Origin of the sequence: Prevotella sp. HJM029 (assembly GCF_000599605.1) — a bacterium.
Classification (GTDB): domain Bacteria; phylum Bacteroidota; class Bacteroidia; order Bacteroidales; family Bacteroidaceae; genus Prevotella.
Genome location: NZ_KK082670.1, coordinates 67,945 through 81,448, shown reverse-complemented (window position 1 = coordinate 81,448; position 13,504 = coordinate 67,945). Strand labels below are relative to the sequence as shown.

The window sequence follows — 13,504 nt, the reverse complement described above, 5'->3', positions numbered from 1 at the left end:
TCATTGGTCCTGAGGGTCGTTCCAACGCGAAAATAAAATTTCTCGTTGGTTCTGAGGGTCGTTCCAACGCGAAAAAATTTTTCTTGATGTTTTTTGGGGTGCGCACCTCAAAAGGCGTCTGTTTCGAGCCTTTATTTGCAATGGGGCATGCAAAAGCTGGGCGCACCTCCACCTTTCCCGGCCGCGTTGTGCCCGCTATTCGTTGAGAATCTTCCGAATTTCCTGGTCGGTCTTCGTGAGCTTGTCTTTGCACAGTTTAATGAGGCGTTGCGCCTTTTTCAGTTGTTCGCTCATCGTGTCGAGATCGAGCTCATTGTTTTCCATGCGTGCAACAATCTGTTCTAAAGTGGCCATTGCCTCTTCATATTTTAATTCTTCTTTAGCCATAATTTTATTGTATAATCGATGTTATTTTTCCGTTTGCTAATTTGGTTTCAATCTCATCGCCAGCTTTCAGTTGCTGGGCATCCTTCACCACTTTTCCCTTGCAGAGCGTTATGCTGTAACCGCGTTGCAACAGGCGTTGCGGATTGAGTGCTTCGAGCCGCTGTTGCAGCAGTTGCAGCCGATAGTTTTCTCTTGTCAGCTGCTGCGAGAGGGTGGGGGCGAGCTGGCTTTCGATGAGCGATAGCCGGTGATGCTCGCGTGAGAGCTTGTCGTTGAGTGCAGTTGTGATGTTGGCAAGATGGCGCTCGATGCGCTGTTCTTGGCGCGTTTTCACCAACGAAAAGAGCACCGGAATTTTCTCGCTCATGCGCACTATGCGTGCTTGTTCCAACTCGTTTCGGTGGCGCACGGCGGCAATCAGTTCGGCTTGCGCGTCTAAAAGGCGTTCTAAAACGAGGTTCAGGTGGTCGATGAGCAAGGCTGCTGCAGCCGTGGGCGTCTTCACTTTCGTGTGGGCCACCATGTCAACAATCGACTCATCTCTGTCGTGTCCGATGCCGGTGATGATGGGAATGGGGAAGTTGGCCACATTCTCGGCCAGCCGAAGGGTGTCGAAACCGCTTAAATCGCTCGTTGCTCCGCCCCCACGAATGATGACCACTGCGTCGAACTTTTCGATGTTTTCGTTGATGCTGTTGAGCGCGGCGATGACGCTTTTCTCCACACCTTCGCCTTGCATCACCGCCGGAAACAGACACGTGTAGAACTTCAGTTGCTGCGGATTGTCGGCCAGCTGGTGGCAGAAGTCGCCATACCCCGCTGCATTTTCGCTCGAGATGACCGCGATGCGTTGTGCAAACTGGGGTAAGACAAGCTCTTTTTGCAGTTCGAAAACGCCCTCCCTTTTGAGCGTGTCGATAATCTCTTGCCGTTTGCGAGCCATGTCGCCCATCGTAAATTCGGGGTTAATGTCGGTCACAATCCACGCAAAACCATAGGCTTCATGGAAGTCGGCATAGACCTTGAGCAACACTTTCATGCCCGGTTTGAGCCCCTCGTGCGTCACCTTTTCAAACTTCTCGCGCAGCAAGGTCCATTTGCTCTTCCAGCATTTTGCCGACGCCTTGGCCACGGGTGTGTTGCTAAATAGCTCTTTTTGTATCAGCTCCATGTAGCAATGGCCGCGCACTTCGTGCACCTCAGAAAGCTCGGCTTCCACCCAATATTCTTCCGAAAGCATGGATGAAATCACCTCTCTGACGAGGTTGTTGAGTTCAAAAAGGGTGACTGTCTTCATGGTTTCGCGTTGTTATAAGCGTTCCAAAAATTGGGAATACCATAGCCATAAATGTTGTTGGGCTGTGCAAAGTTGCTGCTGTTGGCAATCACTAAATCGATTAATTCACGCGCCGTTTTTTGGGGAAGGGCTTGCCACAAACAAGCCATCAGCCCCGCAACTAAGGGCGAGGAGAACGATGTTCCCATCTCGTCAATAATGGTTCCGCGCCCCGAAACCACCGTCGTTGGACTGCCATAAGCCATCACGTCGGGTTTCACGCGCCCATCTTCTGTGGGACCAATCGCACTGAAAGCGGCATTCACACCCGATGGCATGATGGCACCAACGGTGAGGATATGCTTGGCATCGGCAGGGAAATTAATCTTTTTCCACGTGCCCATTCCGTCGTTTCCGGCACTGCTTACGAGTATCATTCCTTTGTTCACAATCATCGAAGCCGTATGCGAAATGAGGGTCTTTTCGCCATCCATGTCGCTGTATTTGTGATTGGTTGAGGCGTCATCGAAGTCGTGATAGCCCAACGATGAGTTGATGATGTCTGCGCCAATCGAGTCGGCATATTCCACCGCTTCGGCCCAAAAGTCTTCCTCGGCAAGGCTCTCCGACTGCCTGTCTTCACAGCGAATGAGGGCATAAGAGGCTTCGGGTGCAGTGCCAATAAAGATGCCATTGGCATCCATAGCCATGGTTGAAAGCACCATCGTGCCGTGGTCGCTCTCGGCAAAGATATTTTTCGAGGGCGGGAAGACGCAATCGTGTTGAGCGGCAATCTTGATTTGTTGCAGGCAGGGAATGCGATCAATATTCATGAATCCGGCGTCCAACACCGCAATTATTTTGCCGTGTCCTCGATAGCCAATCTTGTGTAACAGTGTGCCGTTGAGTGCTGCAATCTGTGCTTTCCCTAAGCCATAGGGGTCGGTAGAAGACAGCGTGTCCCAACGATTGAATTCTTTTCTGAAGTTTGTGCGTTCGCTGGTGTTGATGGAATCGGGCGAAGAAAACACCTGAAGAATACTCTTTACAAATGGAAGCTGCGACAATTTATAGGCTTTTCCCACGTCGTTACATTTCACCAAGAGCGTGTTGTTCCATTTGCTTTTCCCCACCACTTGTACCGATTTCAGGGCACGCACCGCAGCCAGATATTTCGCATTGATGGGCCAATCGGTTGAGTCGATAGGCAAATGCTGTTGTATTCGGCGCTCAAGAGCACGCTTCGATAGAAATAAAGTAGGGTTGTTTCTGAGGTTTGCAGGTGTGTTCTTATCTTTCAAGGTCACCCGAAACAAATAACATTTCCCACCCGGATAGGCTATTTTCTCTGTGCGCGTGATGCCGGCCAAGGCCGTTAGCGCACAAAGAAGAAGTGTGATGGTGCAGAAAATGTATCGTCGTTTCATGTACATACGCTGTTTATGCGGGTGTGCAATCCATCGTTCCAACAACCTTTTCCACTTGTTCCAACAGCCATTTGTTTTGCGCTTCAATGCTCATGTGGCTGTTGTCGAGCACCAATGCATCGTCTGCTTGCCGCAAAGGGCTCACTTCACGGTGACTATCGATATAATCGCGCTCCTCCACATTCTTTAATATGGCATCGAAATCGGCGGGCATTCCTTTGGCTTTCAGCTCATCAAAGCGGCGTTGAGCACGCACCTCTGCCGATGCTGTTACGAAAATTTTTAGCTCGGCTTGTGGGAAAACGGTGGTGCCGATGTCGCGACCATCCATCACAATACCTTTCATTTTGCCCATAGCCTGCTGCTGCTTTACCAACGCTTCGCGCACGAAATCGATGGATGCAATGTGGCTCACTTGCTGACTAACGGCTAAGGTTCGAATGTCGTTCTCCACGCATTCGTTATTTAAATAGGTGTCGGGGCGCCCCGTGGTTTCATTTATTTTGAAGCTGATGTGAATGGCTTTCATGTGTTTTGCCAATGCGGTTTCGTCCACCGTTCCCGTCTCGTTGATGAGCTGATGGCGCATGGCATAAAGTGTGACCGCACGATACATCGCGCCCGTGTCGACATAGATATAGCCCAATTTGCGCGCTAACGCCTTGGCCATGGTGCTCTTTCCGCATGATGAAAAACCATCAATTGCAATAATAATTTTCTTCATAAACAATAAGATACATTTATATGAATAGCGTGATTGCTCACGTGATATTTGCCATACGACAGGTTGATGCTGAACTGGTCGAGGTATAAACCTGCGCCAAAGCTTAGTCCTGCGCCAAAGCTGCTGCTGTCATCGCTGGCCGATTGCAGGTGCATCTCGTGGGCACGACGAAAACTATAGCCCGCACCCACCCACACATTCTTTGATAAAATGACGTCCAATCCTGCCACAGCATGGTTTAGTAATCGCTCATTCCAGTGGGTGAGGTCGATGAGTGTGGCCGAGATGCGAAAGGGAGAGGTGCCAAATCGTTTGGTGAGTCCCACTTGAAGGTCGAAAGGCATGGGCTCTTTCGTTTCATCATAGGCTTTGAGTTGGCCTCCTAAATTCTTCGCCACAGCCGATAAAGACAGGTTGTGCGCATCGTCAAAATAGTTTAAACCTAAGTCCACACCCACAGCGATGGAATGATAATCACCGATATAGGACGTGATTAACTTGGCTGTTATGCCGCCGGCGAGCTTGTCGGTGAGCATGTAAGACAGGTAACCCGCCAAACTGATGTCGTTGGCTTGAAACGTACCTTGCGCCACATGCTGCGCATTGACGCGTTGCATTTCGCCGTAATGCATGTATTGTGCCGAGATAGCCCATGACATCCGCTCTTTGACAACCCTGTTAAAGGCGGCACTGAGCATGTTGCTTCCTTGCGCATAGTTCATCAAATTGAAGTTCAACGTGTTGGTTCCTACGCACGAAAGCAGGGCAGGATTATTAAAAATCAATGTCTCATCGCTCTCTATCAAACTGATGTTGTCGCCACCGAGCGCTGCAGCATGCGCAGAAACTGGCAGCGCCAAGAAACGATAGGCCGTCTGATGGGTTTGCGCAAAGGTTGCACCGACCATGCCAAAGAGCATGAACAGGATGACAATGACTTTCATTTAAAATTCCTAATTATTCGGCAAAGATACTGATTTTTCCAAATATAAACATTACTTTTGCGCGGTAATGTCATTCTTGATGGCGTGAGGGGCTATGGAGTTATGCGCCAGGAAATAGTGTGTGTCGTTGTTTTGACAAGACTTTGAAGTGGCGCTTGCAAACAAGATGTAGCAGACTTGTCGCGACAAGGTGTGGCAAGCTTACAAAAAAAGCATAGCTATTGCAGCGTAAAGTGGTAGAGATTGTAGTACAAAATGGTAGTCTTTCCACATTAAAAGCATAGTGTTTGGTGACATGTCACAACGAGAGGATGATAGCACCTATCTCGAATAGGGGTAGAAAGAGAACGAGAGTAACGCGTGTGGATATAAAAAAATCATATCAAGCAGATTTGGAGCATCGCCGATTAACAGGGTTCTTGTTAGGACTGGTGTTGGCACTTTCTTTGCTTTATGTGGGGCTGGAGTGGACCACCTCTTCTACTTCTGATGGCGAGGAGAGCACGATTACGGACGATATGAGCCAAGACGTGGAGATGATGCCTGCGATGGATACGCACGATATGATAGCTGCTGCTCCTGCATCGGCAGTCCATGCGGTGACCGAAAGGGTGAAAGCGGTAGATCATTCTACCACCATAGCACAACAAATTAGTCCGAATAATGGCGATATGACACAGGGCATTGGTGGACAAGCCACTCGCATCAACGAACAGGATGGGGGAGAGAACACCGCCGCACAATCGCCTGTGGCTGTGAATGAAGATGACAACCCATTACATTTCCGCATTGTTGAACAGCTTCCTGAATATCCCGGGGGCATGGTTGCCTTTATGAAATGGATTACAAGCAATCTGCGTTATCCCTTGATGGCGCAGCGACAACACATCGAAGGTAAGGTGGTGGTGTCGTTTATTATCAATAAAGATGGTAGCATTTCGGGAGCAAAGGTGGAGCATAGTGTCGACCCTTTGCTCGACCAAGAGGCATTGCGTGTGGTGCGTTTGATGCCGAAATGGAAACCGGGATTAGAGAAAAATAAACCGTGTCGCACGCTTTTTGCGATACCCATAAACTTTAAGTTATAAGATGAATGCAGCAGAACTTTTAACGAAGGTAAATCAATTCATTGACCATTTGCCTTATGAGCGCAAACCTTCCGAGCTTTATGCACCCGTGAAATATGTGTTATCCATGGGCGGAAAGCGCATCAGACCCGTGTTGATGTTGTTGGGTTATGGGCTGTATGGCGAGGATTACGAGCAAGTTTTGATGCCCGCTTGTGGCATAGAGACCTATCATAACTACACCTTGTTGCACGATGATTTGATGGATCATGCCGAAATGCGGCGTGGAAAGCCTACGGTTCATTGTAAATGGAATGCCAATGCGGCCATCTTAAGCGGCGATTCGATGTTGGTGTTGGCTTATGAACGTATTGCACAATGTCCTGCAAAGCATTTGGCATCGGTGCTGAAAGTGTTTACAGAAACGGCTTTAGAGATTGGCGAAGGACAGCAATATGACATGGATTTTGAGCAACGCGATGATGTAACCGAGGCAGAATACATCGAGATGATCAGGCTCAAAACGAGTGTTCTTTTGGCTTGTGCGCTGAAGATGGGTGCCATCTTGGGCGAAGCTCCCACGGAAGACCAGGAAAATCTCTATAAATTTGGCGAGCAAATTGGTTTGGCTTTTCAGTTGCAAGACGATTATTTAGATGTCTATGGCGACCCCAAAGTGTTTGGGAAGACCATTGGCGGCGACATCATGAGTAATAAAAAAACGTATATGTTGATTAATGCGTTTAGCCGAGCCAATGCACAACAGCGGGCGCAGTTGCAGCAATGGGTGCACCATCCCGATGCACAGCCAGCAGAAAAGGTGGCGGCTGTGACACAACTCTATAATGAAATAGGTATTGATCAGTTGGCACAAGCCAAGATAAACGAATATTTTCAGCGGAGCAAGCAATATTTAGATGCGGTCAATGTCGATGAGCAACGCAAGCAAGAGCTGCGCCAATATGCTTTGCAAATGATGAATCGTGCTTATTAAGATGTAGGGAGTAAATACAAAAATGCACTTTACAGACACACATACCCATTTAGATGGCGAGGAATTTCGCAACGATTTGCCCGATGTAATCAGCCGTGCAAAAGCTGCAGGTGTGGCACGTGTGCTCATTCCTGCGGTTGACTTGTCCTCCATTGGTGGCATCATTGCCTTGTGCAACACCTATAAAGGTTATGCTTTTCCGATGATAGGTTTGCATCCTGAAGCGGTGAAAAGTGATTGGAAGGAGCAGCTCTCGTTATTGAAAGCGCGCTTTCATGATGCCCCTTTTATTGCCGTTGGCGAGATAGGACTTGACTTTTATTGGGAAAGAACCTATGAAAAGGAGCAACTGTTGGCCTTCGAGACGCAAGTGGAGTGGGCTGTAGAATGGCAGTTGCCTTTGGTGATTCATTGTCGGAAGGCGCAAAATGAAATGGTACCTATCTTGAAAAAGTATGAGAAGGACTTGGTGGGTGGTATCTTTCATTGCTTCACGGGCAATCAAAAAGAGGCGCAACAATTGCTGCAGTTTGATCGTTTCCTGTTGGGTATTGGAGGGGTATTGACCTTTAAGAGTAGCCATCTGCGGGAAGATTTGCCCGCTGCTGTTCCGCTTAATCGTCTTGTCTTAGAGACCGACAGCCCTTATATGGCGCCTGTTCCGCATCGTGGTGAGCGCAACGAAAGTGCTTTTGTGCGGGAAGTGTTGTTGCAGTTGGCTGCAAGTTATGGTGTTTCGCCCGAAGAAGTGGCTGCTGTGACAGAGGAAAATGTGCAGCGTTTGTTTCAGAAATTAAAAGAAAAATCATGATAAAAAGATTCTTTAGGGCACGAATGGCCCTTTTATGGTTGTTGATATTGGTTGGTGTGGCCACAGGATGGGCACAACAAAACCCCACGAAATCTGTTGCAAAGCCGGTTACTCATCGAGTGAGTGCCGCGCAAAAAGACAGTGTTGATGCAGCCGACGACTCACTTTCGGCACAGTTTGATACCGCTACCGCGAAGGAAAATGCGTTAGTGGCTGACACGAGCGATGGTGAAAGCTTTCATCAATCGTTGAAAACAAAGTTCATTGAAGGTAATGCTGGTTTCATGTCTTTAGTGGCTTTGGCTTTGGTCATCGGTTTAGCTTTCTGCATAGAGCGTATCCTTTATTTGAGCCTTTCTGAAATTAATGCCAAGAGGTTTATGGCGCGTTTGGATGAAATGATTGCCAAAGACGATGTAGAAGGAGCAAAAACATTATGCCGAGAGACGCGTGGCCCGGTAGCATCCATTTGCTATCAGGGGTTAGAGCGAGTGGAGGAATCCATCGATAATATCGAGCGTTCTATTGTTTCTTATGGCTCTGTGCAGGCCGCTAATCTAGAAAAAGGCTGTTCGTGGATTACGCTTTTCATTGCAATGGCACCATCTTTGGGATTCTTGGGTACGGTGATTGGTATGGTCATGGCCTTTGACCAGATTCAAATGGCAGGCGACATTAGTCCAACTATTGTGGCATCGGGTATGAAAGTGGCACTCATCACGACAATCTTTGGTATTATTGTAGCCTTGATTTTGCAGATTTTCTACAATTATATCCTCTCGAAGATTGAGCATCTCACCGCACAGATGGAGGAGAGTGCTATTTCGTTATTAGATAGTTTGGTGAAATATAAAGTCAAACATGGGTCGCTTTAACTTTCAAACGTTGCGCAAAAAGCCCACGGAATGGCTCACACAGCGTGTGCTCTATGGGTTTATTGGCATTGCTGTCGTCGTGTTTGCACTCTTCTATTTGGTGGGGTTTCATCAACCATTTGAAGAGAATGCCGATTTCAATGCACCGCTCTTTACCAATCTCTTATTGTTGTTGATGGGCTTGTTGGTGGTCTTGTCGGTTGTGCTTTCCATTGTAACCATAGGACGTAGTTTGCGCCTTCATCGAGGTAAAGCCAATGGATTGGAGAACAATGTGCCTGTGCGTCGGCTGGAACAGTGCGTCGTCTATGGCACACTCGCAGTTGTAGTTTTATCGTTTGTTGTGGGGTCTTCTCAATCAATGCGTATCAATGGCGAGCCCTTCCATGATTGGTGGTGGCTCAAGGTAGCCGATATGTTTGTTTATTCTGCAGCGATATTGTTGCTTGTTGCTGTGGGATGTGTCATCTATGGGGCGACGAAATATTATCGAAAGGCAAAAAGAAGCTAATGTTCAGGCGCAGAAAACATCAAGTTCCGGGGCTCAATACCACGTCAACAGCCGACATCTCATTTATGTTGTTGATATTCTTTTTGGTGGCATCGTCAATGGATATCGACAAAGGTTTGTCACGTCAATTACCACCTTTGGCTGTGGAAAAAGAGCAAGATGAAACGCCCATTCAGCGTGAAAGACTGCTACAGGTGGTATTAACTCCCGAAAATAAGGTGTCGTTGGATGGAAAGGTTGTGGAGCAAAGATTGTTGCAACAACATATTTATCAATTTATCTCGTCGCGTGGTGCTGCACACCTTATTACCATAGAAGTGCCCGCATCGGCCACCTATGATGCTTATTTTCAATTGCAAGATGCCTTAGCTGAGGCTTATAAGCAATGGCGTGATGACAGCGCTCTACGTTTGTTTCATCAGCATTACGCTTTGTTGACACCGCCACAACGGGAAAAGATTCGTGAACTTTGCCCGCAACGTGTGAGTGAAACCTATCAGAACAAAGTGAAGGAGGAGCAGCTATGAGTAGATTCCACCCATCAAAACACGAAGTTCCAGGACTTAACACGGCCTCACTTCCTGATTTGATTTTCTCAGTTTTGTTTTTCTTTATGATTGTTACGCATATGCGTACAGAAACCCTTAAGGTGACTTATCGGGTGCCACAAGGGCGAGAGTTGTCGCGTTTAGTAAAGAAGTCGGCAGTGATTTATATTCATATCGGGAAACCAGTCCCAGGAAAGACGCCCCCTTCTGCATTGATTTTTGAGGGATCGTGTATTCAGATGAATGACAAGTATATATCTCCAGCAGATATAGTGGATTATATTTCAGCCGATAGGGCACGTATGTTGCCTGAAGACCAGCAGCGGATGGTTGTTTCTATTAAGGCCGATCGAGATACGAAAATGGTAGTTGTCCAAGCGGTAAAGCAAGCTTTGCGGCAAGCTAAAGCGTTAAAAGTAAGCTATTCGGCAACAGAAAGTCCTACGAAAAAAGTAAAATTGGTGATAGATTAATACAAAAATATTGTTTTCTTTGTAATAATCAAAGAAAATGATTATATTTGCATGCAAATTAATAGGTCTTATGTCACATCATTATTTAGACGAATTAGATAAGAAAATCCTCAAGCTAATCTCGGAGGATGCGCGTACACCATTTCTTGAAGTAGCGCGTGCTTGTAATGTGAGTGGTGCAGCTATTCACCAACGTGTGCAGAAACTGACGACTTTAGGCGTACTGAAAGGCTCACAGTTTGTTGTTGACCCTGTGAAAATAGGGTATGAAACCTGTGCCTATGTGGCACTTTATTTGCGCGAACCCGAGCGTCATGATGCTGTTGTGGAGGCGTTAAAACAGGTTCCAGAGGTAGTGGAATGTCACACCACTACAGGTGGAATGGATCTTTTCATTAAGCTTTATGCTCATAATAATCAGCATCTGATGCAACTTATTCACGATAAATTGCAACCATTGGGCTTGCAACGTAGTGAAACCATTATTTCTTTTGATGTGATTTTTGATCGTCAGTTGCCCGTTGATAAAATGGAAGTAGACGACGAAGCAGAAGAAGGTGAAGATGAAGTAGCAGAATAAGATTTAATCAATTATCTCCTGTCCACCTTCTATTATAGCAAAAAGAAGGCGAATGGGGCATCGTATGAGTGGCCATTTGAAAGGTTAATGTGCAAAACGCATAGTCTTTCGAATGGCTATTTCTATAGAATCATGCTAAAGAATAGTTTGTGTTGTGCAGGTGATTAGCGATAATCGTATTTAGACTCAGATGAATCTATTTATGGAGATAAAACCTATACGAATAAAATTATGAAATAGCAGATAGAATAACGCCCTTATTTTTTATAAATGTTGAAGGAGAATGCTGGTGATGTGGGTGTTTTAGGGAAATATTCTTGGTTGATGAGCACCCAATCGGTGAAGGAAGGGAAGAAAGCATCGGCTTGTTTTGGAGTGACATCGACCTCTGTAAGATAGAGTTTGTCGGCAAAGGGCATGGCTTGTTGATAAACAGATGCGCCGCCAATGATGAACACTTCGGGGGCATGAGCACATAGTTGCAGTGCAGCTTCTAATGAGGTTGCCACTTCGCAGCCGTCAAAAGCAGGAACTGTTTGGCTTAAAACAATGTTTTTTCGCTGCAGAAGTGGTCCGTGAGGTAGCGAGAGAAAGGTGTGTCTACCCATGATGATGGGATGGTGAAGGGTGAGAGCTTTAAAGCGTTTCAAGTCGGCTTCGATATGAAACAATAATTGATTTTGATAGCCGATGGCGCGGTTTTTAGCCACAGCAGCAATCAGATTTACCTGTGTTGAATGATACATGGCGGCGTGTCGGGTAGGTGTGTGCTTTTAATTTTCCACGCTTGTGGATAGAGATTGTTGGCGCGGTTGCCCACATTTTTTACGAACCCTAAAGGACAATTTTCGTAGAAAAGCACCACGATGCCGCGCGGTGTATCGGTAGGAAGAGTGAGTGCCTCGCCTCGGAGATAAGCAATGGCTTGGGCATAAGACACCGAAATCTGTGGGAATGCCGCAGTGTCGAATTGTATTGAAAGTGCTTTCGACTGATGAGGTAGCACCGTCTTTCCCTTGATTTCATCGGGCAACGTACCATGTGAGAGCACATTGAGGGCAGCTAAGGCTTTAGGAGAAATGGGCTGTTGCGCATAACTTTCGGCAAAGACACCCTCTGTTTCGGATGTGTTGCGTTTGCGTAGGATGGCCATGAACAACCCCTCACCTTGGGTTTTACCAGGAATGAAACGATAGACAGGATGGTTGTCGATGAGACTTCCCGTGATGTGCCATGCTTTAGGTACAGGAATAGAAATGAAGTCAGCCCCTAAGTGTTCGGCAATCCACGCCACATTCTCCTCGTTCTCGTGTGCATTGAAGGTGCAAGTGGAGTAGATTAGCAGGCCATTGGGCTTGAGACAGGGCCAGATGTCTGTGATGATTTTGCGCTGTAAAGCCGTACATTCGGCTACTTTTGCAAGGGTCCAATCGGCAATGGCACCCGCATCTTTGCGAAACATGCCTTCTCCAGAGCAGGGCACATCGGCTAAAACGACATCGAACAGTAAACGACTCTTTTGGTAATCGCGTGCATAGTTGTTCGTAACGAAGCAATGGGGCACGCCAAATTTCAGGATGTTCTCGTTCAATACCTGTGCCCGTTGGCGCATTGGTTCGTTGCTGAAGAGCACGCTTCCCGTAGGCAACGCACTATAGGCGCAGGTCGATTTTCCACCAGGTGCCGCACAAAGGTCAAGCATGCGTATGGGTTGTTGAACCACATTGCGCACCACATAATCGATAAACATCGAAGCCGCCTCCTGCACATAGTAAAGCCCTTGATGCAGCATGGGGTCGAAAGTGAAGTTGGGTCGCTCGGCCAAATAGAAGCCATTGGGGCACCATGGCACAGGACTTTCAGCGCCATGCACAGCAAAAGTACCCGTTTTGAGTTTGAAAGGGTTGAGGCGAATGCTCACTAAGGGATTGGTGCTGAGCCCAGCTTCTAATGTGGCATAGAGCGTTTCACCAATGAGTTGGCGAGTAGAATGAATGAAATCGTAGGGAAGTTGCATCTTCATTGTGTTGCTATTGCATGCAAAATTAAAAATTTTTTCGTTCCTTTGCAACTAAACATTCATAGGTTTCGTCAAACCAGCAAAAAGAAACTCAAAAATAAAATGGTATGAAGAAGATTTTATTTGTAGCCTTTTTGGCTTTTGGATGTGCTTCGATGGCGATGGCTTTCTCGCATAAGCATCACAAGGCACCGCAGCAAGAGATGGTAAATAAACAGGCTAAGGCAGTGCAAGATGAGGGCGTTGAAGCTTGCTCCGACACGACTGATGTAGCCGAGGACGAATCGGATTCTTTGCTTGCTGTAGCAAAAATGCAGACGAGCAAAGACGCGAATGTTGACCATACGGGCAGCCTTTTGTATGATTTAGGATTCCCATCTGACGTTTTCTCGAGTAATAATTTGGGTGAGACATTGTTTGCCATCTTTCTTTTCTGCATGATTTTTGTGTTGCCATTTGTAGTTATCATCCTCATCATCCGCTATCTTATTAAACGACATAATGACAATGTGCGTTTGACAGAAATGGCAATGGAGAAAGGGTATCCTTTAAGTTCGATGGGTACCGTTGAGAAGTGGAATCGGCATTATAATCAAAGGCAATGGGAAAAAGGCGTGCGGCAAATCTGTATTGGTGCAGGCTTGATGGTTTTATTTATCTGTCTGAATATTGATGCATTGGCAGGTGTGGGCGCTTTGTTGATGTTTATGGGTATAGGTCAGTTGGTTATTGCACGTAGTACGCGGAGACAACATGAAGCTGAAAGCTGTATGCCAGAGACGCCTGTTGCTGAAAAACCTGTCGATGCTACCCCTAAGGCTGCCGAAGAGGTAAAAGGAGAGGATGCATTTGACCCGCAAATATAAA

General features: G+C 46.8%; 17 protein-coding genes. 10 read left to right on the top strand and 7 right to left on the bottom strand.

The genetic code is table 11. The features are described 5' to 3' along the window. Positions 1–206, top strand: a 206-nt coding sequence (locus X919_RS17130; protein WP_028900150.1) for a hypothetical protein, incomplete at its 5' end; no start/stop codon positions are given. On the opposite strand, the gene xseB is transcribed toward X919_RS17130, so the two are convergent. From xseB to porQ, 5 genes are read right to left on the bottom strand one after another with little or no spacing between them, the layout of a single operon-like run. Beyond that, positions 196–387 (bottom strand): exodeoxyribonuclease VII small subunit, encoded by a 192-nt coding sequence (xseB, locus tag X919_RS0110995; RefSeq protein ID WP_028900149.1) that lies wholly within the window; start codon positions 385–387, stop codon positions 196–198. The genes X919_RS17130 and xseB overlap by 11 nt on opposite strands. A gap of 4 nt (positions 388–391) precedes the next feature. Beyond that, positions 392–1,684 (bottom strand): exodeoxyribonuclease VII large subunit, encoded by a 1,293-nt coding sequence (xseA, locus tag X919_RS0110990; protein ID WP_028900148.1) that lies wholly within the window; start codon positions 1,682–1,684, stop codon positions 392–394. Continuing rightward, complete coding sequence (locus X919_RS0110985; RefSeq protein WP_028900147.1) at positions 1,681–3,090, bottom strand: S8 family serine peptidase; 1,410 nt, start codon at positions 3,088–3,090, stop codon at positions 1,681–1,683. The genes xseA and X919_RS0110985 overlap by 4 nt, the downstream gene beginning before the upstream one ends. A gap of 13 nt (positions 3,091–3,103) precedes the next feature. Further along, positions 3,104–3,814 (bottom strand): (d)CMP kinase, encoded by a 711-nt coding sequence (gene cmk, locus X919_RS0110980; protein ID WP_028900146.1) that lies wholly within the window; start codon positions 3,812–3,814, stop codon positions 3,104–3,106. Beyond that, positions 3,811–4,758, bottom strand: a complete 948-nt coding sequence (gene porQ, locus X919_RS0110975; RefSeq protein WP_028900145.1) for a type IX secretion system protein PorQ — start codon at positions 4,756–4,758, stop codon at positions 3,811–3,813. The genes cmk and porQ overlap by 4 nt, the downstream gene beginning before the upstream one ends. A gap of 362 nt (positions 4,759–5,120) precedes the next feature. Here porQ and X919_RS0110970 point away from each other — a divergent pair, with 362 nt between their 5' ends. The 8 genes from X919_RS0110970 to X919_RS0110935 all read left to right on the top strand — a co-directional run bounded on the left by X919_RS0110970 (position 5,121) and on the right by X919_RS0110935 (position 10,617). Beyond that, positions 5,121–5,846 (top strand): energy transducer TonB, encoded by a 726-nt coding sequence (locus tag X919_RS0110970; protein ID WP_028900144.1) that lies wholly within the window; start codon positions 5,121–5,123, stop codon positions 5,844–5,846. A gap of 1 nt (position 5,847) precedes the next feature. After that, positions 5,848–6,819, top strand: a complete 972-nt coding sequence (locus tag X919_RS0110965; RefSeq protein ID WP_028900143.1) for a polyprenyl synthetase family protein — start codon at positions 5,848–5,850, stop codon at positions 6,817–6,819. 22 nt (positions 6,820–6,841) lie between these two features. After that, complete coding sequence (locus X919_RS0110960; RefSeq protein WP_028900142.1) at positions 6,842–7,630, top strand: TatD family hydrolase; 789 nt, start codon at positions 6,842–6,844, stop codon at positions 7,628–7,630. Then, positions 7,627–8,505 carry a MotA/TolQ/ExbB proton channel family protein gene (locus X919_RS0110955; protein ID WP_051502514.1) on the top strand — a complete coding sequence of 293 codons (879 nt, stop codon included), beginning with the start codon at positions 7,627–7,629 and terminating at the stop codon, positions 8,503–8,505. Before X919_RS0110960 ends, X919_RS0110955 begins: the two co-directional genes overlap by 4 nt. Then, positions 8,492–9,016 carry a hypothetical protein gene (locus tag X919_RS0110950; protein WP_051502513.1) on the top strand — a complete coding sequence of 175 codons (525 nt, stop codon included), beginning with the start codon at positions 8,492–8,494 and terminating at the stop codon, positions 9,014–9,016. The genes X919_RS0110955 and X919_RS0110950 overlap by 14 nt, the downstream gene beginning before the upstream one ends. Continuing rightward, a complete protein-coding gene (locus X919_RS0110945; RefSeq protein WP_028900139.1) occupies positions 9,016–9,543 on the top strand; it encodes an ExbD/TolR family protein in 528 nt (175 codons plus the stop codon). The genes X919_RS0110950 and X919_RS0110945 overlap by 1 nt, the downstream gene beginning before the upstream one ends. Then, positions 9,540–10,037 carry an ExbD/TolR family protein gene (locus tag X919_RS0110940; protein ID WP_028900138.1) on the top strand — a complete coding sequence of 166 codons (498 nt, stop codon included), beginning with the start codon at positions 9,540–9,542 and terminating at the stop codon, positions 10,035–10,037. The genes X919_RS0110945 and X919_RS0110940 overlap by 4 nt, the downstream gene beginning before the upstream one ends. Positions 10,038–10,107: 70 nt before the next feature. Beyond that, positions 10,108–10,617 (top strand): Lrp/AsnC family transcriptional regulator, encoded by a 510-nt coding sequence (locus X919_RS0110935; protein ID WP_028900137.1) that lies wholly within the window; start codon positions 10,108–10,110, stop codon positions 10,615–10,617. A gap of 257 nt (positions 10,618–10,874) precedes the next feature. Here the strand turns inward: X919_RS0110935 and X919_RS0110930 are convergent, their stop codons facing one another. Together X919_RS0110930 and X919_RS0110925 are read right to left on the bottom strand one after the other, a co-directional pair. Beyond that, positions 10,875–11,363: a dihydrofolate reductase gene (locus X919_RS0110930; protein WP_028900136.1), complete on the bottom strand. Its 489-nt coding sequence runs from the start codon at positions 11,361–11,363 to the stop codon at positions 10,875–10,877. Continuing rightward, on the bottom strand, positions 11,342–12,634 hold the full coding sequence (locus tag X919_RS0110925; protein ID WP_028900135.1) for a methyltransferase RsmF C-terminal domain-like protein: 1,293 nt from the start codon (positions 12,632–12,634) through the stop codon (positions 11,342–11,344). The genes X919_RS0110930 and X919_RS0110925 overlap by 22 nt, the downstream gene beginning before the upstream one ends. A 110-nt stretch (positions 12,635–12,744) precedes the next feature. Here X919_RS0110925 and X919_RS15710 point away from each other — a divergent pair, with 110 nt between their 5' ends. Continuing rightward, positions 12,745–13,503 carry a DUF6249 domain-containing protein gene (locus tag X919_RS15710; protein ID WP_155949715.1) on the top strand — a complete coding sequence of 253 codons (759 nt, stop codon included), beginning with the start codon at positions 12,745–12,747 and terminating at the stop codon, positions 13,501–13,503. The last annotated feature ends 1 nt before the right edge of the window (position 13,504 follow it).

Bases quoted from the DNA above. Each gene is read 5' to 3' on its own strand.
- xseB (WP_028900149.1), bottom strand. From the start codon at position 387: ATGGCTAAAGAAGAATTAAAATATGAAGAGGCAATGGCCACTTTAGAA.
- xseA (WP_028900148.1), bottom strand. From the start codon at position 1,684: ATGAAGACAGTCACCCTTTTTGAACTCAACAACCTCGTCAGAGAGGTG.
- X919_RS0110985 (WP_028900147.1), bottom strand. From the start codon at position 3,090: ATGAAACGACGATACATTTTCTGCACCATCACACTTCTTCTTTGTGCG.
- cmk (WP_028900146.1), bottom strand. From the start codon at position 3,814: ATGAAGAAAATTATTATTGCAATTGATGGTTTTTCATCATGCGGAAAG.
- porQ (WP_028900145.1), bottom strand. From the start codon at position 4,758: ATGAAAGTCATTGTCATCCTGTTCATGCTCTTTGGCATGGTCGGTGCA.
- X919_RS0110965 (WP_028900143.1), top strand. From the start codon at position 5,848: ATGAATGCAGCAGAACTTTTAACGAAGGTAAATCAATTCATTGACCAT.
- X919_RS0110960 (WP_028900142.1), top strand. From the start codon at position 6,842: ATGCACTTTACAGACACACATACCCATTTAGATGGCGAGGAATTTCGC.
- X919_RS0110955 (WP_051502514.1), top strand. From the start codon at position 7,627: ATGATAAAAAGATTCTTTAGGGCACGAATGGCCCTTTTATGGTTGTTG.
- X919_RS0110950 (WP_051502513.1), top strand. From the start codon at position 8,492: ATGGGTCGCTTTAACTTTCAAACGTTGCGCAAAAAGCCCACGGAATGG.
- X919_RS0110945 (WP_028900139.1), top strand. From the start codon at position 9,016: ATGTTCAGGCGCAGAAAACATCAAGTTCCGGGGCTCAATACCACGTCA.
- X919_RS0110940 (WP_028900138.1), top strand. From the start codon at position 9,540: ATGAGTAGATTCCACCCATCAAAACACGAAGTTCCAGGACTTAACACG.
- X919_RS0110935 (WP_028900137.1), top strand. From the start codon at position 10,108: ATGTCACATCATTATTTAGACGAATTAGATAAGAAAATCCTCAAGCTA.
- X919_RS0110930 (WP_028900136.1), bottom strand. From the start codon at position 11,363: ATGTATCATTCAACACAGGTAAATCTGATTGCTGCTGTGGCTAAAAAC.
- X919_RS0110925 (WP_028900135.1), bottom strand. From the start codon at position 12,634: ATGCAACTTCCCTACGATTTCATTCATTCTACTCGCCAACTCATTGGT.
- X919_RS15710 (WP_155949715.1), top strand. From the start codon at position 12,745: ATGAAGAAGATTTTATTTGTAGCCTTTTTGGCTTTTGGATGTGCTTCG.